This window comes from Arthrobacter sp. zg-Y40, assembly GCF_020731535.1.
Lineage (GTDB): Bacteria > Actinomycetota > Actinomycetes > Actinomycetales > Micrococcaceae > Arthrobacter_B.
Genome location: NZ_JAJFZS010000011.1, coordinates 77,552 through 97,566 on the forward strand (window position 1 = coordinate 77,552; position 20,015 = coordinate 97,566).

Genomic DNA, 20,015 nt, shown 5'->3' on the forward strand with positions numbered 1-20,015 from the left:
GGCCGGCCGCTCGCCACAAGCGGGTGCATGGGGAAGAATTGGGCGGGTGAGTCTAAGCAGCGTAGAACCCGTCGCCCACCTATCCGCATCGGACGAGCAGGTCATTGCCCAGCTCGCCTCGGAACTCGGCGTTGCGCCGTGGCAGGTCCGTGCTGCCGTGGAACTGCTCGACGGCGGTGCCACGGTGCCGTTTATCGCCCGGTACCGCAAGGAGGCCACCGGAACCCTGGATGACGCACAGCTGCGGGACCTGGATGAGCGGCTGCGGTACCTGCGCGAACTGCAGGAACGGCGGCGCACCATCCTTGAGGCGATCGATGACCAGGGCAAGCTGACCCCGGAGCTGAGGGCCGCCGTCGTCGGGGCTGAAACCAAGTCCCGGCTGGAGGACATCTACCTGCCTTACCGGAGCAAGCGGCGCACCAAGGCGCAGATTGCCCGGGAAGCGGGACTGGAACCGCTGGCGGATACCCTGCTGGCGGATCCCGGCCGCGTGCCGGAAACCGAGGCAGCAGCGTACGTGCGCGACGGCGTGCCCGACGCAGTAGAGGCGCTCGCCGGCGCGCGGTCCATCCTCATCGAGCGTGTGTCCCAGGATGCGGACCTGCTGACCGAGCAGCGCGAGAAGCTGTGGCGGCAGGGGCGGATGCGCTCGCAGGTCCGGCCCGGCAAGGAAACCGAAGGCCGCAAGTTCACCGACTACTACGACTTCTCCCAGTCGCCCTCCGGGATGCCGTCGCACCGGGTGCTGGCACTGCTGCGCGGGGAGAAGGAGGGCATCCTGGAACTGGCCCTGACCGAGGGGGACCCGGCGGACGCCGAGGCGCTGGCCGGCGCGCGGGCCCGTTATGAACGTTCGGTGGCCGCGCGCCTGGGGGTAGCGGACCGGGGGCGTCCGGCGGACGCCTGGCTGATGCAGACGGTACAGCTGGCCTGGCGGCGGATCCTGGCGAAGTTGTCCGTGGACCTGCGCGTCCGGCTGTTCACCGACGCGGAAACCGAAGCGGTCCGGGTCTTCGCTGCGAACCTGCGTGATGTGCTGCTGGCCGCGCCCGCCGGCAACAAGGCCACTTTGGGCCTGGACCCGGGCCTGCGCACCGGGGTGAAGGTGGCCGTGGTGGACGGCACCGGCCAAGCGGTGGCCACCGACACCGTGTACCCGCATGCCCCGGTGCGCCGCTGGGACGAGGCCCTCGTGGCCCTGGCCGGGCTGGTGAAAGCGCACGGGGTGGAACTGATTGCGATTGGCAACGGCACGGCATCGCGTGAAACGGACAAGCTGGCCGCCGAACTGATCAAGCTGGTGACAGGCGTGCGCAAGCTGGTGGTCTCGGAAGCCGGAGCATCGGTGTATTCCGCATCCGCGCTTGCTTCTGCTGAATTACCCGGCATGGACGTTTCCCTGCGCGGTGCCGTGTCCATTGCCCGCCGGCTGCAGGACCCGCTGGCCGAACTGGTGAAGATTGATCCCAAGTCCATCGGAGTGGGCCAATACCAGCACGACGTGACGCCGGCCAAGCTGGAGCGCGCCCTGGATGCGGTGATCGAAGACTGCGTGAACGCGGTGGGCGTGGACGTGAACACCGCGTCGCCGTCGCTGCTGGCACGGGTGGCCGGCGTCGGGCCGCTGCTTAGCGAAAACATCGTGGCCCACCGGAACGCAAACGGTCCCTTTACCCGCCGCCGGGACCTCTTGAAGGTGCCGCGGCTGGGGGCAAAGGCGTATGAGCAGTGCGCCGGGTTCCTGCGCGTGAGCGGGGGATCGGAGCCGTTGGACGGCACCAGCGTCCACCCTGAGTCCTATCCGACTGCCCGCAGGGTCCTGACCGCCGCGGGTGCCACCATGAGTCCGTCCGGGGCGTCCCTGGACGGCCTGGATCCGGCGGCGTTCGTGGACGATCAGGTGGGCCTGCCCACCGTCCTGGACATCATTGCCGAACTGCGCAAACCCGGGCGCGACCCCCGCCCGGCCTTTGAAACAGCGGCCTTCTCCGAGGGGATCGAGAATATTTCGGACCTGCGGCCGGGCATGGTCCTGGACGGGGTGGTCACCAACGTTGCCGCCTTCGGAGCCTTTGTTGATGTGGGCGTGCACCAGGACGGATTGGTGCACATTTCCGCCATGTCCACCACCTTCATTTCCGACCCCCGGGAAGTGGTTAAGTCCGGGCAGGTGGTCAAGGTCAAGGTGATGGAGGCGGATCCGGAGCGCAAGCGGATCTCGCTGACCCTGCGGCTCGACGACGACCCTGCAGACCCGGCCGGGAGCCGGCCGCGGCGCGGGCAGGGAACGCAGGGACAGGCATCACGGGGGCAGGCATCACGGGGGCAGGGCCCGCGGGCAGCAGTGCCCGCGCCGGCAGCGTCCCGCCCGGGGCCGGTTTCGGCCTCATCACCAAAGGCCAAGGCATCCGCGAAGGGCGGCGCCAAGGCCACAGCCCAGGCAGCTGGGAAGGGTGCAGCGCGGGTTAGCAGGGCAGAACCGGCCCCGGGCGGTGCCATGGCCGATGCCCTGCGCGCCGCCGGCCTGTTGAAGTAGGCCGGCAGCGGGCTGGCAGCGGAGCCCGATCCCTGAGGCCGATCCCGCTGGGAGGATCAGCCGGCGTCGCCCGGCCGGTCCTCATCCAATCCGCCGTCCCGTTCCGCGTCCCGTGGGTCGCCAGACGCGGGCACCGTACCCGCGGCATGCGTGCCCTGGTCATCGCGGATGTTGCCGGCGGAGTGGGCCTTGTGGCCCGGAGTGCGGGGTTCGCCGGTGGGGCCGGACTGGGGTGCGCTGGGACCGAGCGGATCTTTGGCGCCGTTCGCCGGTCCCTCCGAATCTGCCCGGCCGTGTTCAAGGGGTTCGCGAGCCATGAGGGGTCCTTCCTTGGCTGGGGGTGGTCCTAGTCCTGGAGCAAGGTGCGCAGGAGGCTGTTTTCCAGGTCCGCAAGCAGTGCCCGGGGGTTCTCATAGATTTCTTCGGCTCCTGCTTCGAGCAGTTCGGCTTCGCTGGTGCCGCCGCAGGTGAGGCCGATGGTGGGAATGGAAAGCTTGCCCGCTGCCTTCACATCCCACACCGAGTCACCCACAAAAACGGTATTAGCCGCCTCCAGTCCGCCGGACTCCAAAGCTGCTTCCAGAATGTCGGGGGAGGGTTTGCTGGCTTCGGCATCTCCGGAGCTGGTCGCACCGCTGATGGCCGAATCGGCGTCGATGACGGTGCGCAGGAACTTTAGTTCAGCTTCGGATGCTGACGAGGCCAGGACTACGGTGAGGTCCTTGTCCGCGCAGGCCTTCAGGAGGTCGCTGGCACCGTCGAAGGAACGCAGTGCGGGCCACCACGTAGAGAAAATGGCGCCGTGTGTGGCGTCCATTTTTTCGTCCTCGTCCTTGTTGCGGTCCTCGCCCAGCAGATGTTCCACGAGCTTGTCCCCGCCCATGCCGATGGCCCGGTGAATGGCGGACATGGGCACATCGTGCTCCATTCGGCGGAAGGCCTGCCACCAGCAAACCGCGTGCAGGTAGTTGGAATCCACCAGGGTTCCGTCCACATCAAAAAGGACGCCCCGTTTGCCGTTAGCCGAACTGCCCATGCCTGCCGCCTCCATTGGTCTGGTTGCTGAAGATGTCTGTGGTCGAGTCTAGTGCCGTGTCTCGGGGCTCGGGGCCGGTGCTGCCCCGGGCGGGCCCAGGAACCTGCGCAGTTGCTGTTCCAAGACGCTCCGGTCACGGAGTTCGCACTCCCACACCACCAGGGCCTCCCAGCCGGCCGCTGCCAGCCGGTCCCGTGCTGCGGCGTCGTGCTCCACGGTCCGATTCCGCTTGGCCGCCCAGAACTCGCTGTTGGTTTGCGGAGCGTGCCGGCCGGCCGGGCAGGAGTGGAAATGCCAGAAGCAGCCGTTGACGAACAGGACTTTGCGGCGCCCGGCGAACACCAGGTCCGGCTTGCCGGGAAGGCGTGTTTGGCCGAAGCTGCCGTGCAGCCGGAACCGGTAGCCGGCGGCGTGCAGGAGGCTGCGCACCAGCAGCTCGGGCTTGGTGTTTTTGCTGCGGATGCGCGACATATTGCGGCTGCGCTGTTCGGGGCTGACGGTATCGGCCATGGTTCCAGTGTAGGAACCGGTTTCAGTTTGGTTTCAGGCTACGCGGATTTAGGGGAGGGGGAGTTGCAAAGCCCTAAGGTGGCTTACTATTAGAGGCACTGATAGACCCCTTACAAGGAGGTAAGTGATGTCGGGCTACTTTAAGCTGGTGGACGCCCACGAAGGCAGCTACCGGATCAAGCTCATTTCCGGCGACGGAACGTTGATGGCTGTGTCCACCACCTTTGACACAAAGCAGGACGCAGCGGCAGGAATTGCGCAGCTGCGGGAAATTGCCGGAACGGGCCCCGTGGTGGACCAGAGCCATGATGCAGATGTGCTGGACGCTGCGAAGAACTCAGGACGCAAGGCAGCGGCGAGCTAAGTCAACGAAGACACGGAACAGGCCCCTGCCCCTCCCCAAAAGGAGGTTCAAGGGCCTGTTCCGCGTCTAGGGTGTCCCGCTCAGCTCTGCCCTTCGTCGCCTTCGGCGGCTTCCTGGGAATGTTCGCGCTGTTCGTTCTGCTTCGTGCTGCTATCGCCCTCGGAGGCCTCCTGGCCGTGGGTCCGGTTGGAGTCCTTCTCCTCGTTGGCGCCCTGTTCGCTCATGCGATTCTCCACTTCTTCCACAGCCGGCACCGGCAGTCGCCGGTTCTCCTAGGAGCGGCCCTACCGTCCAGTCTAAGAACCCCGGTACGGATGCAACAGGCCGTGCCCGTGCGGTGCGTCCCATGAGGGCGCCGGACACCGTGCCAAGCAATGCTGGCCTGTACCGGGTGCTGCCGGTAGCGTGAGCCGGATGCAGCCAAAAGACGCAGACGTCATTGTTGTTGGTGCCGGACTTGCCGGCCTGGTAGCCACCGCTGAACTGGTGGATGCCGGGCGCACGGTGATCCTGGTGGAACAGGAAGGCCAACAGAGCATAGGCGGACAGGCCTGGTGGTCCTTCGGCGGCCTGTTCCTGGTGAACTCGCCCGAGCAGCGCCGGCTCCGTGTGCGGGATTCCGTGGAACTGGCCTGGCAGGACTGGCAGGGCACCGCCGGCTTTGACCGCGAGGAAGACTTCTGGCCGCGTAAGTGGTCCGAGGCCTATGTGCATTTCGCGGCAGGGGAGAAACGGGCCTGGCTGCAGCAGATGGGGCACCGGCTCTTTCCCGTGGTCGGTTGGGCCGAGCGCGGCGGGTACGGTGCCAGCGGGCCGGGCAACTCGGTGCCGCGCTTCCACATCACCTGGGGGACCGGGCCGGGAATCACCGCGCCGTTCGAGGCCAAGGTGCGCGACGGCGTCGAACGCGGCCTGGTGCGCCTGGCGTTCCGGCACCGGCTCGACGACCTTGTCCTCACCGGCGGCGCCGTGACCGGTGTGCGCGGCACAGTGTTGGAACCAACGACGGCGGAGCGGGGCACTGCGTCCTCCCGGGTAGCCGTTGGGGATTTTGAGTTCAGCGCATCCGCAGTGGTGCTTACTACCGGCGGGATCGGCGGGGACCACGACGCCGTCCGGGCAGCATGGCCGGACCGGATGGGACCGGCACCGCAGAATATGCTCAGCGGCGTGCCCGAACATGTGGACGGGCGCGGGATCGGCATTGCGCAGGCAGCCGGCGGGCGGGTGATCAACCCGGACCGGATGTGGCATTACGTGGAAGGCATCCGCAACTGGAATCCGGTGTGGAAAAACCACGGCATCCGGATCCTTCCCGGCCCCTCGTCACTGTGGCTGGATGCGGCCGGGGACCGGCTGCCCGTGCCGCTTTTTCCGGGGTTTGACACCCTGGGGACCTTGGAACACCTGCGCCGCACGGGCTCCGACTACAGCTGGTTCATCCTCAACAAGGCCATCATCCGCAAGGAATTCGCCCTCTCCGGTTCCGAACAGAACCCGGACCTGACGGGAAAGTCCATTCGGGATGTGCTGAAGCGGGCCACAGCCGGAGTGCCGGCTCCGGTCCAGGCCTTCCTTGACCATGGGGAGGACTTCATTACCGCCAATTCCGTGGACGAGCTGGTGGCGGGAATGAATATGCTGGCCAAGGATTCCTCCGCCCAGGGCGAGGCGCCCCAACTTTCCGCGGACGCGGTCCGGCGTGAAATCGAGGCCCGGGACCGGGAAATCCGGAATCCCTTCAGCAAGGATTCGCAGGTGACAGCCATTCGCGGTGCCCGCACCTATCTGGGCGACCGGCTGATCCGCACGGCCGCTCCGCACCGGATCCTGGACCCCAAGGCCGGGCCCCTGATTGCCGTACGGCTGTCGGTGCTGACCCGCAAGACCCTTGGCGGGCTGCAAACCGACCTGGAGTCGCGGGTGCTGGGCCAAGACGGGGCGCCGGTGCCGGGGCTGTTCGCAGCTGGGGAGGCCGCCGGCTTCGGTGGCGGCGGAATGCATGGGTACCGGTCCCTGGAGGGGACGTTCCTGGGCGGCTGCCTCTTTAGCGGCAGGGCCGCCGGGAGGACTGCTGCAGCTTTTTGATGTACGGGTTTGATGTACGAGTGCGAAGAATGCTTGATAATGCCGCCAGCCTACCCAGCAACAGGCCTGGCACGGCTCAAGCTCACGATTGATTTTCCCGGGTAATTTGGGGTGCGAGCCGCCGGTGCCTAGCCACTTCGGATGAGGGCGACGGCGGAAGCGAGGGGCGCTTGGGCGCGACCCGGAGGAATAAGTGGTGTGGGACCGGGGTTGACCACTACATGCAAACGCATGTGGAGGAGGACCGGATGGTTGATCTTGTTGTGGTTTCGGGTGGCTTGGGCGTTCCGTCCTCGTCACGGATGCTTGCCGATTCCCTGGCTCAGGCGGCACGGGAGGAGATCGAAGCACGGGGCCGTCAGGTGACGGTCTCCACATTCGAACTCCGCGAATACGCCGTTGATATAGCCAACACCATGGTCACCGGTTATGCGCCGCCAAAATTGGAAGCCCTGATCAGCAAGCTGGTGGCCGCAGACGCGGTCGTGGCAGTGACGCCGGTCTTTACGGCGTCCATGAGCGGGCTCTTCAAGTCCTTCTTCGACGTCATCGACAACAAATCCCTGGACGGCAAACCGGTCCTCATTGCGGCCACCGGCGGCAGCGCCCGGCATTCCATGGTGCTGGATTACTCCATGCGGCCGATGTTCAGCTACCTGCGGGCACGGGTTGTCCCCACGGGTGTTTATGCCGCCCCCGGGGACTGGGGTGCAGGCGAAGCAGGTGCCGGGCCCCTGGATGACCGGGTGCGCCGTGCCGCAGGGGAACTTGCCGCGCTGATGGGGAACGTCCCCGGAGGTACGGCCCAGCAGTCCGGGAACTCACAGCCTTCCCCGGTCTCCCAGCCGGCTCCCTCCCCGCGCGAAACCGCCCAGCAGTTGCCGGCGTCGCTGCCGTTCGAAGAGATGCTCGCGCAGATCCAGCGCAAGTAAACCGTTCGGGACCGCAAACCGTTCCGGCACCTGCCGGGGCGGTAGGTGCCGCGCCTATACTTCTGGGACTGTCAGCTCACGCCGAACGGGGTCCGTTCATGGAACCGAGCGTTGTTATCCTTCCGGAGCCTAGGGACTATCTGGTCAATGCCGTGCAGGCAGGCGGCGGAGTGGTTGCACCGCTCTCGGAGGCAACCAGGGGACTGGTCCTGACCGAAGGGCTGTCCCAGGATGCCCTGGAAACGGTCTTGGCCGAGCATCCCGGCATAGCGTGGATACAGCTTCCCCTGGCCGGGGTGGACCAGTACGAGGACCTGATGCGGCGCAACCCCGACCGGCAGTGGACCAGCGGCAAGGGCGCATTCGGGCAGCCGGTGGGGGAGTTCGCCCTGGCACTGGTCCTGGCCCTGCTGCGCTCGGTGGATACGTTCGCCCGGGCGCAGAGCTGGGGCAAGCCGCAGGGCACCTCGCTGCACGGCAAACGCGTGGTGATTGTGGGGGCCGGAGGGGTGGGCAAGGAAATCCTGCGGCTGGTGTCGGCGTTCACCGAACACATCACCATGGTCCGCGCGCACCACCAGCCGGTACCGGGGGCAGAGAAAACCGTCACCGACGAGGGTTTGGACGACGCCCTGCGGGAAGCCGATGTCCTGGTGCTGGCAGCACCCATGACGGCAGGAACAGACCACCTGATGGACGCCCGGCGCCTGGCCCTGCTGCGGCCCGACGCCTTCCTGGTGAACATCGCCCGCGGTCCGCTCGTGGAAACCGCGGCGTTGGTGACCGCCCTGGCGGAAGGGAAACTTGCCGGGGCAGCACTGGATGTCACCGATCCGCAGCCGCTGCCGGACGGGCATCCCCTCTGGTCCGAACCCCGGGCTTTGATCACGCCGCATACCGGGGAAACACAGGACATGATCCGTCCGCTGTTCACGGCCCGGGTGGAGCGCAACGTACGGAACTTGGCGGCGGGGTTTGTCTTGGAGGGACTGGTGGACGTCCGCGCCGGTTACTAGGAACGCACGCTGCTAGGAGCGAAATGTCCGCCGGACTCAGGTATCCACCCTCGGCCCTGAGGCGACGTCGCCGTCCCAGCCCAGGTTCCGGGCCATCCGTTGCAGCACTGCCAGCAGGGCGGTGTACTCCTCTTCGGCGATGTCCTCCGTCATCAACTGCCGGATCCGGTCCACGGCGCCGCGCAGGTTCTCCAAGCTGCGGCTGCCCAGGTCCGTCAGCTGGTACTGGCCGTCCTCGAGTGCCACCCAGCCGGACTCCCGCAGTTCTTCAATGAGTTCTTCGGAAGTGCCGGTCTCCACGGCAGGGAAAAACGGCCGCAAACCGTCCGACAGCTGTTTCTGGGTGGCCGGCCCCTCCACCAGCAGGTTCATCATCTGCCACTGCCGGCGGGTGACGCCGTGCTCTTCGAAGCTGGCGCCGAACTGGTCATCAACCAGCTGGTCGACAAGCTTGAGCCAGAATCCGATGGGACGCTCCTGAGTGGCCATCACTCCACTGTACAAATCAATGACCGTCCCGGGAAGGACACGGGCGGCTCGGCCGAAGCTATTGCAGGAGGGCCCGGATGTCCTCTGCAGTGAGCGCTGAACTGAAGACGGCGTCGTCGTCCATTACCGAGGTGAACAGCTTCGCCTTCTGCTCCTTCAGTGCCATCACCTTCTCCTCGATGGTGTCCCGGGCGACCATCCGGTAGACCATGACATTGTTTTTCTGCCCGATCCGGTGGGTGCGGTCCACGGCCTGCGACTCGGCGGCCGGATTCCACCAGGGATCGAGCAGGAAAACGTAGTCCGCCTCGGTCAGGTTCAGGCCGAAGCCGCCGGCCTTGAGGCTGATGAGGAACACCGGGGCCTCGCCCTCCTTGAAGGAGGCAATCACGTCGGCACGGTTGCGGGTGGAGCCGTCCAGATAGGCGTATTTGATGCCTGCCTCGTCCAGCCGTTCCGCTGCCTTTTTCAGGAAGGAGGTGAACTGGCTGAAGATCAGGGCACGGTGGCCTTCAGCGGTAATGTCGTTGAGCTGCTCGAACAGCACATCCAGTTTGGCTGACGGGATGCCCTCGTATTCCTCCTCCACCAGGGAGGCATCCAGGCTCAGCATGCGCAGCAGGGTCAGGGAGCGGAAAACGATCATCCGGTTCCGGTCCATGTCCTGGATCAGCCCCATGAGTTTCTGGCGTTCGCGCTGCAGGTGCGTCTCGTAGATCTTGCGGTGTTTGGGGTGCAGTTCCACTTCCAGGACCTGTTCCTGCTTCTCGGGCAGGTCCTTGGCGACTGCTTCCTTGGTACGGCGCATCAGCAGCGGCCGGATCCGGCTGCGCAGCCGGGCCAGCAGGTCGGGGCTGTCACCGCGCTCGATGGGCCGCTGGTATTCATCCGCGAACTTGCGCGCGGACGGGAACAGGCCCGGGGCCACAATGGCGAACAGTCCCCACAGTTCCATCAGGTTGTTTTCCATGGGCGTGCCGGTGATGGCCAGCTTGAACGGCACCGGCAGGTCCCGGGCACACTGGTGCACGCGGGTTACGCGGTTCTTCACGAACTGCGCCTCATCCAGGATCAGCCCGTCCCATTCGGTCTTCCGATAGGCGGCGAAGTCCAGCCGGAACACGGCATAGGAGGTGATGACGACGTCGGCGCCCGCCACCACCTCGGCCAGCGGCACCTTGGACTTGGCGGTGGTGTCGCCCACGGTGACTACCTTTAGGCCCGGCGTGAACCGCGCCGCTTCGGATGCCCAGTTGGGCACCACCGAGGTGGGGGCAACCACCAGGAACGGACGGACCGGCTGCCGGTCCTCCTGCTCCCGGGATTGCTTTTCCCGCGCGTGGGCCAGCAGGGCCAGGGTCTGCAGGGTCTTGCCCAGGCCCATGTCGTCGGCGAGGATGCCGCCCAGGCCGTGGTCCCAGAGGAACGCGAGCCAGTTGAATCCTTCATGCTGGTACGGGCGCAGGTCCGCCTGCAGCCCCGCCGGCAGCGGCACCGGGTCCACGCTCTTCAGGTCCAGCAGGGCGGACACCGATTCCCGCCAGGCTGCGGCTTCCTCGGTTTCTTCCGCGAGCTCTTCCAGCTCCGCCCACAGCCCGGCCTGGTAGCGGCTGATCCCCAGTTCCCCGGTGTCCCATTCCTGCAGTCCCTGCGCCTCGTTGATCAGGGCATGCAGGTGCTCGAACTCGGGGCGGTCCAGGGACAGGTAGGTGCGGTCCACCAGCAGGAGCTTGGTTTTGCCCTGCGCGATGGCCTTGAAGATATCCGCGAACGGCACCAGCCGGCCTTCCACGGTGACCATCACGGCCAGGTCGAACCAGTCCCGGCGTTCAGTTTCCACGGTGGTGATTTTCAGCTTGGGTGCTTCGAGCAGTTCCCGGTAGTCCGGGCGTTCGCCGAAGACGTCCACCCGCAGGCCCTCGATCTTTTCCAGGTCGGGAAGGACATGCTCGGTGAATTCCGCGGCTTCGATGCCGCGCAGGGTGCGGTTCCGCGGCACTGCGGACATGGTGCTGCCGGCTTCTGCCAGCAGCACGCCCTCGGCGGGGATATCGCGGTAGGTGGTGTCGGCGTCGTCCGCCGCTGCGGCTTTGCCGGTGAGCGGCAGCCGGGTCACGGTGCTGCCGTGCCGGTATTCCCACTCCCAGCCCAGCACCAGTTCATCGTCGGCGCCGAATGACGCCGACAGGACCAGCACCGGCGGAGATATTTCGGGAAACTCCACGGATTCATCGCTGCTGGTGACGGGCAGGACCTGCCGCAGCCGGGGATAGAACTTCTCCAGGAATACCGGGGCGTCGGCTTTGGGAACCGTCACGGGAGCACCCTGCAGGAGCAGGCCCTTGTCCTGTTCGGTCAGGGTTTTGGCGGTGGGCGCCAGCGTGACGGTGTTCTGCGCGGACCGGACGTAGATGCCGTGGCTGCCGATGATGCCGGCGGCTTCCAGGGGAACCGGAGTGCCGTCGATTTCCAGGGTGGGCAGCAGCCGCAGCGGAGCCGGTGTCTCGCCGCCGGCCGCGCGGACGTCCAGGGACAGTACGGCCAGTTTGCCCACCCGGATGTCCATGTCTTTCTTGCTGCCCACAAACGGGATCCCCAGCCGTGAAGCTTCCTCCAGAAGCTGCCAGAGCAGGGGATTGGCGAAGTCGTCCAGGTACAGCCAGGAGTCGTTCTGCCCGAAGTAGCTCACGCCGTTAGAGCGGTGCAGGGCCGGGAACTGGGAGAACCAGCGGTGCTGGTCCGGGTCCAGCCGCAGGCCGTAGGTTTGATAGCTGATGTTGCTCCAGGCCAGATTGTTCTTGACCCAGTTGCCCTTGGTATTGCGCACCACCGGCCGGACCCCCAGACGGAAGGGAGTGGCCCGGTGCCGGCTGCGCGGCGCCGGCGCACCCCAGCGCGAATCAGCAGCCGCCACTACGTTGCGCAGTTCAAATTGCAGTGCCAGCGGAGTGGTCTCGGCGGGCCGTGCTGCTCCGGCCAGGTCCGCGTCAATGAGGGTCTGCAGCGACTGCTGCCAGGCCGGGACGGACGGGGTCAGAGCGGGCGAGGATAGTTCCTGCCGGGCCAGCAGATGGTCCATATTGCTTTGCAGGGCTGCTGCCGCCACATGCTTGCAGTCAAAGCCCAGCGGGCAGCTGCAGTGGTTGTCCAGCAGCCGGTAATCCCCTTGGCGCTTGGCGCCGAGCTGCAGCAGGGTCCGGTAGGGAACCGCTGCGGTGCCGCGTACCTGCGCGCGCAGCACTTCGCCCTGGGCATCCCATTCAAGGGCCTGCACGGCGCCGCTCCTGGCGTAGGTCTGGCCGCGCTGGAACGCCGAGCCGCCAACCACGCGGATGACGTCGGTGACGTCGACGAGCGGGAGGGTTTCGGGCATGGTTTTATCGTCTCACGCAGCGCCGACGGTTTGCGCGGCCGGCCCCGCAGGCCGGTTTGGAGCCTTCCGGGGTGTCGTGCCTACGATATTGGTAACGCGGGTCACAACGGCGTGATCTGCGTACCAAGGCTTCTGTGGCCCGGACGGCGGTGCTACCGGGCCGCACAGGCGCCCTGAACAAAGGCGTAAACATTGGCCGTGAACTCCGCCGGCGCCGCCAGCCGGACCTGGCCTTCGTAGGCTCCGGCCGAAATGTACACGGGCAGCAGGGTTCCCACTTTGTCCTCCGCCAGTGCGTGCGCATCGCAGCGCTGGGGGGCCAGCACCAGGGAAAGCTCCCGGGGGCTGTCGGTCCCGCGGATGGTGGTTTCCTGCGGCCAGGATCCGCCGGCGGCCAGCAGCGGAGTCTCTTCGAACCGGTGCAGCACAAGGCTTGCGCTGTTGCCGCTGGGCTCAACCAGGACGCGGGCGACGGCGGTGCTCCCGTCTACCGCCAGTTCCGGGGCGATGCTGATCCGTGCCACGGCGTCCATCCCGGCCACCAGGCAATCCCGCTGGTGCATGGTGGCGAAGTCACCACGCGGGTCCGCGGCATCCAGTTGGACCGTCCCGGAGTCCAACTCAAGCGTGGCGGTGTGCAGGCCCTGCTGGTCTGCTCCTTCCTGATCCGTCCCGTCCGACTCTGTCCCGTCCGACTCTGTCCCGTCCGACTCCGTCCCCTCCGACTCAGCACCCGCACACACCGGCGTCGCCAACGGCACCGGCAGGCTGACGGTCGCCCCGGGGGCAAGCCGCACCGGTTCCGAGCGGGCAGGCTGCCATGGCTGTGGGGCCGCATAGAGTCCGGTGCCGATCGACGCCGCGGAGATGGCGACCGGTTCCTTTCTCAGATTGGTAATCCGGAGCTGGACACTGTCCTCGCCGGCATACAGCCGGCTGGCAGCCAGTTCCGCCGTCAGCCCGGCGGCGGGAGTCGACGGTGCCGGCGCAGTCGGTGTTGGCGGTGCTGCGTCCTCCGGCGGGGCAGCCTGCCCGACGACGGCGGGCAGGCTCTGGACCGTCACCCAGGCGGCCACGAGCAAGACCAGCACGGCGAAGATCCTGCTCACCACCCGGTCATCCAGCAGGCGGGACAGCCGTGCTGCTGCCAGTGAGGCTGCCACCGCCACTGCCGCGAAGGCCAGGGTCAGCGTCCAGTCCATGCCCAGGCCGGCCAGATGTGCGGAGAACCCCGAGGCGGAATTAATGGCGATTACCGCCAGCGACGTTCCCACGGCCTGCTGCAGCGGAACCCCCAAGAACATGGCCAGCGCCGGAATGAGCAGGAACCCGCCACCCACCCCGAGCAGGCCGGTGAGGAAGCCGACGGCAAGGCCCACTGCCACTCCGCGGAGCAGCGGCCCCCGGACCGGCACGGCGGCTGGCAGGGCACCGGGAATCCTCCGCCCGGCCAGCAGCATCCTGGTCCCCGCCACCACCATGAGGGCCGCAAACAGCAGCATCAGCACATCGGGGTCCAGCCGTTCGCTCAACGCAGCACCGGCCCAGGACGCCGGAAAACCTGCAATGCCCAGTACGGCCACCAGGGTCCAGTTGATTCCGGTGTGCAGACGCGGCAGCAGCCCGGCCAGCGAGGACAGGCCCACCACAATCAGGGAGGTGGGCACGGCGTCGTCGGGCGGCAGGCCCACCAGATAGACCAGTGCCGGAACGGCGATGATGGCCCCGCCGGCGCCCACCAGGCCCACCACGGTTCCCACCACGACGGCGACCGCCGCTCCCAGCACGAACATGGAGTCCACGCTCCCACGCGCGGCCCGGCAGGCACAGTAACCGCCGTCGTCGGGCCGGACGCCGTGCTATCTTATGGAAGATAAATCTGATTTATTGCCGCCGTGGCTCCGCAAATCAGATGTGATGACGCGTCTGAGGAGTGTGCTGCCATGCCGCCGTACCTAGTTCCGCCGCTGGTTGTGATGGGTGTGCAGGGGTGCGGCAAGTCCACCTCGGGCCGCGCCATCGCCGATGAATTATCCCTGCCGTTTATCGACGGAGATGACCTGCATCCGGCCAGCAACAGGGAAAAGATGGCCTCCGGGCATCCCCTGACCGATGCCGACCGGGAACCCTGGCTGCGGGCCATCGGCTCGGCGCTCGCGGACGGCCTCGCCCGCGGCGAATCCACAGTAATCGCCTGTTCCGCGCTGAAGCGCCGGTACCGTGACCTCATCCGTTCCTTCGCGCCCGGCACCCGCTTCATACACCTCGACGGAAACCGGTCCCTGATTGCCGAACGGCTCACCCACCGGGACCACGAATACATGCCGCCGACCCTGCTGGACTCCCAGTTCGACACCCTTGAACCGCTGGCGGCGGACGAAGCCGGAATTCCGGTGGACATCAACCTCGCTCCAGCCGAAATTGCCGCCTTTGTGGCCCAGGCACTGACTGCCCGCTGACCTGCCCCGATTCCCGCTTTCTTTCCCAGATAGGACAACGATGACCGATCTAGAACTCAACTGGACGTTGAGTACTCCCGGCCTGCTCCTCATCGCCGTAGCCGCCATTGCGCTGCTGCTGGTGATGATCATGAAGTTCCGAATCCACGCTTTCCTCTCATTGATCACCGTCAGCCTGCTCACCGCGGTTGCCACCGGCATCCCCGCATCGGGCATCGTGCCGACGCTGACCGCCGGGTTCGGCACCACCCTGGGCAGCGTTGCCCTGCTGGTCGGCCTGGGTGCCATGCTCGGGCGGATGCTGGAAGTCTCCGGCGGCGCCGAGGTGCTGACCAACGCACTGATCGGCAAGTTCGGGCAGAAGCGGGCTTCGTTGGCCCTGTCCGTGGCCTCGCTGATGTTCGGCTTCCCGATCTTCTTCGATGCCGGCCTGGTGGTAATGCTGCCGATCATCTTCACCGTGGCGCGGCGGATGGGCGGCTCCCTGCTCACCTACGGCTTCCCGGCTGCTGCAGCGTTCTCCGTGATGCACGTGTTTGTCCCGCCGCACCCAGGCCCCGTGGCCGCGACCGGCCTGCTGGGCGCCGACGTCGGCTTGGTCCTGATCTTCGGCCTGCTGGTTGCGATTCCCACCTGGTACCTGGCCGGCTACCTCTTTGGCACCTTCCTCGGCAAGAAGTTCGTCCTCCCGGTCCCGTCCATCCTTGACGCACCCTCCGGATCGGCCGAGTCCGAGTTCCGCTCCTCGCCGAAGCTGGGCACCATTGTGACCCTGCTGATGCTGCCGTTTGTGCTGATCTTCCTGAACACCGGATTGAACATGCTGGCCACCGCGGAGATCGTCTCCCTGGACACCGGCTGGGTGCAGATCCTGCGCACACTGGGCGAAACCCCGGTGGCGCTGCTGATCACCGTGTTCCTGGCCATGTGGCTGCTGGGCCGCCGCCAGGGCAAAAAGGGCACGCTCATCGAGACCGTGGTGGACAGTGCGCTGGGCCCGGTCTGCTCGATCATCCTGATCACCGGGGCCGGCGGTATGTTCGGCGGCGTCCTGCGCGCCAGCGGCATCGGCAACGCTATTGCCGAGTCACTCGACGCCATTGGCCTTCCGGTGATTGTGGCCGGCTTCCTCATCGCCGCCATTGTGCGGATGGCGCAGGGCTCGGCCACCGTGGCCCTGACCACGGCTGCCGCCCTGGTCCAGCCCGTGGTGATGGGCAACCCGGACTTCAACGCGGTCCAGGTGGTGGCCATTGTGCTGGCGCTGGCCGGCGGTTCGGTGTTCGCCGGGCACGTCAATGACTCCGGCTTCTGGCTGATCAGCCGGTTCTTCCAGATGGACACCAAAACCACGCTGAAGACGTGGACGGTTGGCCAGGCGCTGATCGGCGTCGTTGGTTTCGCCTTTGCACTGGTGATTTACCTGGTGGCCTCCGGGTTCTAGACCCCTTCCAGCGCTCGGAGCCGCCCCGATTGCACGGCGGAGGCGAAGGCGGAGTAGTCCTGTTCGTTTTGGGCGGCGTACCGTGCGCAGAAATCGGTGACGGCGTCGTCGAACTTTTCGCTCTTGCCCAGATAGGCGGCAATCGCGATGGGATCCCCGGACCTGGCATGCGCCCGGGCCAGGGTCCAGCCGCAGGTGCGGGCGTAAAGCTCCATGCCGAAGGGCTTCATCGCCTCGACAACTATCGAACCCTTCATATCCCTCAACTGGCGCCAGTAGAGGTAGCGGTTGTCCTGTACACCCCTGGTCCAGCCCAGGAAAATATCGCTTGCCGCCTGCATCATGCGCTGGCCCTGCACCACCCGGGCACCGGGCTGCCGGTACTTGCTTTTGGGCAGATGGTCCTCCAGGACGGAGCGGGTGGCTTCCTTGACCTGGAGGAACAGCGGATCACCCGAATCGCGGCCCTGCAGCAACACGATGAAGCCCCGCGTGCCCACGCTGCCGATCCCCACCGCTTTCCGGGCGACGTCGACCACCTCGAAGCGCTCGAGGAGCCGGCGCCGATCCTCCTGCAAACTCGCCCGGTAGGACCGGAGCTGGTCCCGGATGGCGGTCTCCATTTCCTCGGCCGTCAATCCCCAGGAAACATCGAGCTCCCGAAGGGGAACGATAACCGGCGGCTGGCTGAGAATCCGGTACGTCCCGTCCACCTCTTCAGCCAGCTTCGACTGTGCCTGCAGGCTGTCCCGGGACCGGGCCTTCCGGATGGTCTCTTCCGCCGTCTTTCGGGCGTGTTTGGCGGCCTTCTTATCCGCCTTGCCCTTGCTGGCGACCGTCGCCTGCCGGATCGTTTCCAAAATGTCCTTTTCAGCAAGATGCGCGTACCAGATATCCATCGTGTCCATTTGTGCGAAATCCCGCATTGCTTCCCGGTAGGACCGGACCGCTGCACGGGTCACCGCGCGGGTGTCTTCTGCGGAGAACCCGTTGTTTTGGGCTGCGATGGTGAAACTCGCGGCCATCCGCAGGACGTCATACTCAAACGGCCCCGGAAGTGTCTCGTCGAAGTCGTTCAAGTCGAACACCAACGCCCGCTCGGGGGAGGCGAAGACCCCGAAGTTGGACAGGTGCGCGTCCCCGCTCAGCTGGACCGTCAGGCCCGCGCGCGGCATGTCCTTGAGATCGGCGGCCATGACCTTGGCAGCGCCGCGGTAGAAGGTGAACGGCGAGGCAAGCATCCGGCCGTGCCGCACCGGCACCAGATCGGGGTCGCGGGTGCGGTTTTGTGCTTCGATGAGCGCCACGGGATCCGGGCGGCCGGAAGCGGGACCCCACCCCTGATGCGTTGATACGGGGGTCGACCTTCGGTGGTCCTTGCCTGCTGCCGCACGTTCCGCAACGGTTGGACGCTGGGTTTGGGTACTTTCCATGGTCGGCGACCTCTCTGCAGCGGTTCGCTGCGCCCATCGGTCAGGTCCTGCGGGGTCAGGTTACCTGTCCGCTATCTTCCCCGACCAGCGCTGGAGGGAGACCAATCCACCCGGGCCCGGGTTAGTATCGCCGCGTGGACAACATCAGTGATCTGCAGAATTGGTCCGCCGCACTGCTCGCGGGCGAACGGGTCCGCTTCCGCGAACTGCGCGAGCCGGACCTGCCGCATCTGGCCGAGTGGTGGAACGACCCCTTCCAGTCCGTCCTGCAGCAGAACCGGGTGGCCGCACGGCCGGAGGAGTCCGCGGCGGCCATGTTCCGGACCTGGAGCAAAAACGAGTTACCTTCGGGGTTCGGCTACAGCATCGTGAACCCCGCCGAACGGCTGGTGGGGCACATCAGCGTCTGGGGCATCTCCGTTCCCGAGCGGTTTGCCACCATGGCGATCATCATCGGTCCGGAATTCCAGAACCAGGGGATGGGCCGGGAAGCGATGCAGCTGGGCCTGCGGATTGTGTTCGAGGAAATGGGAGCGCATAAGGCGGAACTGCAGACCTGGTCCTATAACGAGCGGGCGCTGCACCTCTACACCTCACTGGGATTTGTCGAAGAAGGCCGCCGCCGTGCTGCCGTGTTCCACCGCGGAGCGTTCCACGACCAGGTGCTGCTGGGCATGCTGGAGCAGGAATACCGGGCATCCGCCGCCGGGTAGCGGCTAGCGGGGGAGAGCGGGCGACGGCGCAGGGATGCTGGCCAGCCAGTCGTCCACGAGCGCCGCAACCACTGCGGGACGCTCCATGTATACGTGGTGCCCCGCGGCGTCGAGCACTGCGAACGTGCCGCGCACATAGTGATCCCGCAGCGCCAGACCGTCCTCATACCCGGTCACGTGGTCCTGCCGCCCGAAGATATGCAGCGACGGCGCCTCGAACGGTTCCGGATACGCAGCCTCCGGTTCCCGGCGCAGCGCGTAGTCCGCGGCAATCCGCTCCGTCATCTGCTGATTCGTCCCGCGAAGGCCGGGAAGGACAAACTCGTTGAACGCGGCAAGGGTGCCCGGAGTCTGGATCACCGCCACGTCCCGGAAATCGTCGTCGACTGCATGTTCTGGAACATCTGCATGGATAACGGCGCGTGCCGGGAGCACCCGCTTGCTGTGATCGGCTGTGAACACCGCCCCGAGGGTGGCCAGCCCGAGCACCTGGCTGCGCATCGTGTGCGCCACATGGCGGGCGATCATGCCGCCGAATGAATGCCCGATGATCGCGAACGGCTCCTCTCCCAGGCGGTACCGAAGTTCATTTACGACGCCGTCGGCCACGTCCTGGGCACTGGCGGCAGATCCCGGAACCGCCTGTTCGGTCCACGGCAGGTCTAGGTAGATACGCCGCCACGAGCTGCCGGCCAGCGAGGCTTCGAGGGGCAGCATGCTGCGGTGGTCCAGCTCGAACCCGTGCACCAGTACCAGCGGCCTGCCCTGTCCAACTTCATGCGCTATCACCGGATCATCCTAGGGCAGCGGCGTAAAATCCCGCGGTTCGTCCGTCCATACACTGCCCACTTCCTCCATGGTGCGGCGCATAATCTGGTCCATGGCAGCGCGGGCGGTCTCCGGGTCGCCGCCGGAAATCGCGTTGGCCACGTCAATATGCAGCTGCAGGGCCTCTTCATGCGGCCGGTCCGGCATCAGGCCGTAGTGCGTGCGGCCGCGCAGCACCTCGGCGATCATCGACTGCATCTGCGCGAACATCTCATTGCCGGAAGCGGCCAGCACCAGCCCGTGATAGTGGATATCCAGGTCCAGGAATTGCTGCAGGTCACCGGCCCGGCCCACCGACCGCATTTTCGCCGCCACCGCCATCAGCTCCGCGCTCAGATCGGCCGGAGCGTACCGGGCGGCCAACTCGGCTGCCGCCGGTTCGACGGCGGAACGCAGCTCAGTCAACGAGCGCAGCTGGGCGCCCTTGCCCGCGGCCGCCAGCCGCCAGCGGATCACGGACGGGTCAAACACATTCCAGCTGGTCTCGGGGAGCACACGGATGCCCACGCGTTTGACGGTTTCAACCAGGCCGAGGGACTGCAGAACGCGCACTGCTTCGCGGGCCACCGAGCGGGAGACCTGGAGTTCGGTTTCGAGGTGCTCGGAATGCATGGTGTCACCGGCCGCCAGTTCACCGGAAATGATCCGTTTGCCCACGGATTCAATAACAAGGTTATGCAGCCTTGAACTCATGCGGCGGCCGGTATTCGAATCACCTGTTCATTCTATGCACCACGGGCTTCCCCGCCTGCTCCATAACCTGCCGGTAGCCACCCGTTTATTCCCACTCA

18 protein-coding genes are annotated in these 20,015 nt (G+C 66.3%); 8 read left to right on the top strand and 10 right to left on the bottom strand.

Going from position 1 to position 20,015, the window contains the following annotated elements; translation table 11 throughout:
* Positions 1 to 46 precede the first annotated feature (46 nt).
* On the top strand, positions 47 to 2,539 hold the full coding sequence (locus tag LJ754_RS11835; RefSeq protein WP_227926733.1) for a Tex family protein: 2,493 nt from the start codon (positions 47 to 49) through the stop codon (positions 2,537 to 2,539).
* A gap of 56 nt (positions 2,540 to 2,595) precedes the next feature.
* Here the strand turns inward: LJ754_RS11835 and LJ754_RS11840 are convergent, their stop codons facing one another.
* From LJ754_RS11840 to LJ754_RS11850, 3 genes are read right to left on the bottom strand one after another with little or no spacing between them, the layout of a single operon-like run.
* Positions 2,596 to 2,856 carry a hypothetical protein gene (locus tag LJ754_RS11840; RefSeq protein ID WP_227926734.1) on the bottom strand — a complete coding sequence of 87 codons (261 nt, stop codon included), beginning with the start codon at positions 2,854 to 2,856 and terminating at the stop codon, positions 2,596 to 2,598.
* Positions 2,857 to 2,885: 29 nt separating this feature from the next.
* Positions 2,886 to 3,575: an HAD family hydrolase gene (locus LJ754_RS11845; RefSeq protein WP_227913465.1), complete on the bottom strand. Its 690-nt coding sequence runs from the start codon at positions 3,573 to 3,575 to the stop codon at positions 2,886 to 2,888.
* Positions 3,576 to 3,623: 48 nt separating this feature from the next.
* Positions 3,624 to 4,085, bottom strand: coding sequence for a very short patch repair endonuclease (locus tag LJ754_RS11850; RefSeq protein WP_227926735.1), 462 nt, complete (start codon positions 4,083 to 4,085; stop codon positions 3,624 to 3,626).
* Between the two features lie 127 nt (positions 4,086 to 4,212).
* On the opposite strand from LJ754_RS11850, the gene LJ754_RS11855 reads away from it, so the two are divergent.
* A complete protein-coding gene (locus tag LJ754_RS11855; protein WP_227913463.1) occupies positions 4,213 to 4,449 on the top strand; it encodes a YegP family protein in 237 nt (78 codons plus the stop codon).
* Between the two features lie 80 nt (positions 4,450 to 4,529).
* Here LJ754_RS11855 and LJ754_RS11860 read toward each other — a convergent pair whose 3' ends face one another.
* Complete coding sequence (locus LJ754_RS11860) at positions 4,530 to 4,673, bottom strand: hypothetical protein (RefSeq protein WP_227913462.1); 144 nt, start codon at positions 4,671 to 4,673, stop codon at positions 4,530 to 4,532.
* Between the two features lie 190 nt (positions 4,674 to 4,863).
* Between LJ754_RS11860 and LJ754_RS11865 the strand changes: the two genes are divergently transcribed.
* From LJ754_RS11865 to LJ754_RS11875, 3 genes are all read left to right on the top strand, one after another.
* Positions 4,864 to 6,537, top strand: coding sequence for an FAD-binding dehydrogenase (locus LJ754_RS11865; RefSeq protein WP_227926736.1), 1,674 nt, complete (start codon positions 4,864 to 4,866; stop codon positions 6,535 to 6,537).
* A 248-nt stretch (positions 6,538 to 6,785) separates the two neighbouring features.
* The gene (locus tag LJ754_RS11870; protein ID WP_227926737.1) at positions 6,786 to 7,469 is read left to right on the top strand and encodes an FMN reductase; all 684 of its coding nucleotides are present in this window, start codon (positions 6,786 to 6,788) and stop codon (positions 7,467 to 7,469) included.
* A gap of 98 nt (positions 7,470 to 7,567) precedes the next feature.
* Positions 7,568 to 8,485: an NAD(P)-dependent oxidoreductase gene (locus LJ754_RS11875; RefSeq protein WP_227926738.1), complete on the top strand. Its 918-nt coding sequence runs from the start codon at positions 7,568 to 7,570 to the stop codon at positions 8,483 to 8,485.
* Between the two features lie 36 nt (positions 8,486 to 8,521).
* Here LJ754_RS11875 and LJ754_RS11880 read toward each other — a convergent pair whose 3' ends face one another.
* The 3 genes from LJ754_RS11880 to LJ754_RS11890 form a co-directional block, all read right to left on the bottom strand.
* Positions 8,522 to 8,974, bottom strand: a complete 453-nt coding sequence (locus LJ754_RS11880; protein WP_227926739.1) for a MarR family winged helix-turn-helix transcriptional regulator — start codon at positions 8,972 to 8,974, stop codon at positions 8,522 to 8,524.
* 58 nt (positions 8,975 to 9,032) lie between these two features.
* Positions 9,033 to 12,347 (bottom strand): DEAD/DEAH box helicase, encoded by a 3,315-nt coding sequence (locus tag LJ754_RS11885; RefSeq protein WP_227926740.1) that lies wholly within the window; start codon positions 12,345 to 12,347, stop codon positions 9,033 to 9,035.
* A gap of 152 nt (positions 12,348 to 12,499) precedes the next feature.
* Positions 12,500 to 14,140 carry a sulfite exporter TauE/SafE family protein gene (locus tag LJ754_RS11890; RefSeq protein WP_227926896.1) on the bottom strand — a complete coding sequence of 547 codons (1,641 nt, stop codon included), beginning with the start codon at positions 14,138 to 14,140 and terminating at the stop codon, positions 12,500 to 12,502.
* A 150-nt stretch (positions 14,141 to 14,290) separates the two neighbouring features.
* On the opposite strand from LJ754_RS11890, the gene LJ754_RS11895 reads away from it, so the two are divergent.
* Both LJ754_RS11895 and LJ754_RS11900 read left to right on the top strand, forming a co-directional pair.
* A complete protein-coding gene (locus LJ754_RS11895) occupies positions 14,291 to 14,806 on the top strand; it encodes a gluconokinase (protein ID WP_227926741.1) in 516 nt (171 codons plus the stop codon).
* A 40-nt stretch (positions 14,807 to 14,846) separates the two neighbouring features.
* Entirely contained in the window at positions 14,847 to 16,250 is a 1,404-nt protein-coding gene (locus tag LJ754_RS11900) for a GntP family permease (protein ID WP_227926742.1), read from the top strand.
* On the opposite strand, the gene LJ754_RS11905 is transcribed toward LJ754_RS11900, so the two are convergent.
* On the bottom strand, positions 16,247 to 17,683 hold the full coding sequence (locus LJ754_RS11905) for a DUF2252 domain-containing protein (RefSeq protein ID WP_227926743.1): 1,437 nt from the start codon (positions 17,681 to 17,683) through the stop codon (positions 16,247 to 16,249). The two genes, LJ754_RS11900 and LJ754_RS11905, sit on opposite strands and share 4 nt — an antisense overlap.
* 134 nt (positions 17,684 to 17,817) lie before the next feature.
* Here LJ754_RS11905 and LJ754_RS11910 point away from each other — a divergent pair, with 134 nt between their 5' ends.
* Positions 17,818 to 18,396: a GNAT family N-acetyltransferase gene (locus LJ754_RS11910; protein WP_227926744.1), complete on the top strand. Its 579-nt coding sequence runs from the start codon at positions 17,818 to 17,820 to the stop codon at positions 18,394 to 18,396.
* Positions 18,397 to 18,399: 3 nt separating this feature from the next.
* Here LJ754_RS11910 and LJ754_RS11915 read toward each other — a convergent pair whose 3' ends face one another.
* A complete protein-coding gene (locus tag LJ754_RS11915; protein ID WP_227926745.1) occupies positions 18,400 to 19,185 on the bottom strand; it encodes an alpha/beta fold hydrolase in 786 nt (261 codons plus the stop codon).
* Between the two features lie 9 nt (positions 19,186 to 19,194).
* Complete coding sequence (locus tag LJ754_RS11920) at positions 19,195 to 19,917, bottom strand: FadR/GntR family transcriptional regulator (RefSeq protein WP_227926746.1); 723 nt, start codon at positions 19,915 to 19,917, stop codon at positions 19,195 to 19,197.
* Positions 19,918 to 20,015 lie beyond the last annotated feature (98 nt).

What these genes read in the sequence shown, in the direction of transcription:
- LJ754_RS11840 (WP_227926734.1), bottom strand. Translation starts at nt 2,856, where the DNA reads ATGGCTCGCGAACCCCTTGAACACGGCCGGGCAGATTCGGAGGGACCG.
- LJ754_RS11845 (WP_227913465.1), bottom strand. Translation starts at nt 3,575, where the DNA reads ATGGGCAGTTCGGCTAACGGCAAACGGGGCGTCCTTTTTGATGTGGAC.
- LJ754_RS11850 (WP_227926735.1), bottom strand. Translation starts at nt 4,085, where the DNA reads ATGGCCGATACCGTCAGCCCCGAACAGCGCAGCCGCAATATGTCGCGC.
- LJ754_RS11855 (WP_227913463.1), top strand. Translation starts at nt 4,213, where the DNA reads ATGTCGGGCTACTTTAAGCTGGTGGACGCCCACGAAGGCAGCTACCGG.
- LJ754_RS11860 (WP_227913462.1), bottom strand. Translation starts at nt 4,673, where the DNA reads ATGAGCGAACAGGGCGCCAACGAGGAGAAGGACTCCAACCGGACCCAC.
- LJ754_RS11865 (WP_227926736.1), top strand. Translation starts at nt 4,864, where the DNA reads ATGCAGCCAAAAGACGCAGACGTCATTGTTGTTGGTGCCGGACTTGCC.
- LJ754_RS11870 (WP_227926737.1), top strand. Translation starts at nt 6,786, where the DNA reads ATGGTTGATCTTGTTGTGGTTTCGGGTGGCTTGGGCGTTCCGTCCTCG.
- LJ754_RS11875 (WP_227926738.1), top strand. Translation starts at nt 7,568, where the DNA reads ATGGAACCGAGCGTTGTTATCCTTCCGGAGCCTAGGGACTATCTGGTC.
- LJ754_RS11880 (WP_227926739.1), bottom strand. Translation starts at nt 8,974, where the DNA reads ATGGCCACTCAGGAGCGTCCCATCGGATTCTGGCTCAAGCTTGTCGAC.
- LJ754_RS11885 (WP_227926740.1), bottom strand. Translation starts at nt 12,347, where the DNA reads ATGCCCGAAACCCTCCCGCTCGTCGACGTCACCGACGTCATCCGCGTG.
- LJ754_RS11890 (WP_227926896.1), bottom strand. Translation starts at nt 14,140, where the DNA reads ATGTTCGTGCTGGGAGCGGCGGTCGCCGTCGTGGTGGGAACCGTGGTG.
- LJ754_RS11895 (WP_227926741.1), top strand. Translation starts at nt 14,291, where the DNA reads ATGCCGCCGTACCTAGTTCCGCCGCTGGTTGTGATGGGTGTGCAGGGG.
- LJ754_RS11900 (WP_227926742.1), top strand. Translation starts at nt 14,847, where the DNA reads ATGACCGATCTAGAACTCAACTGGACGTTGAGTACTCCCGGCCTGCTC.
- LJ754_RS11905 (WP_227926743.1), bottom strand. Translation starts at nt 17,683, where the DNA reads ATGGAAAGTACCCAAACCCAGCGTCCAACCGTTGCGGAACGTGCGGCA.
- LJ754_RS11920 (WP_227926746.1), bottom strand. Translation starts at nt 19,917, where the DNA reads ATGAGTTCAAGGCTGCATAACCTTGTTATTGAATCCGTGGGCAAACGG.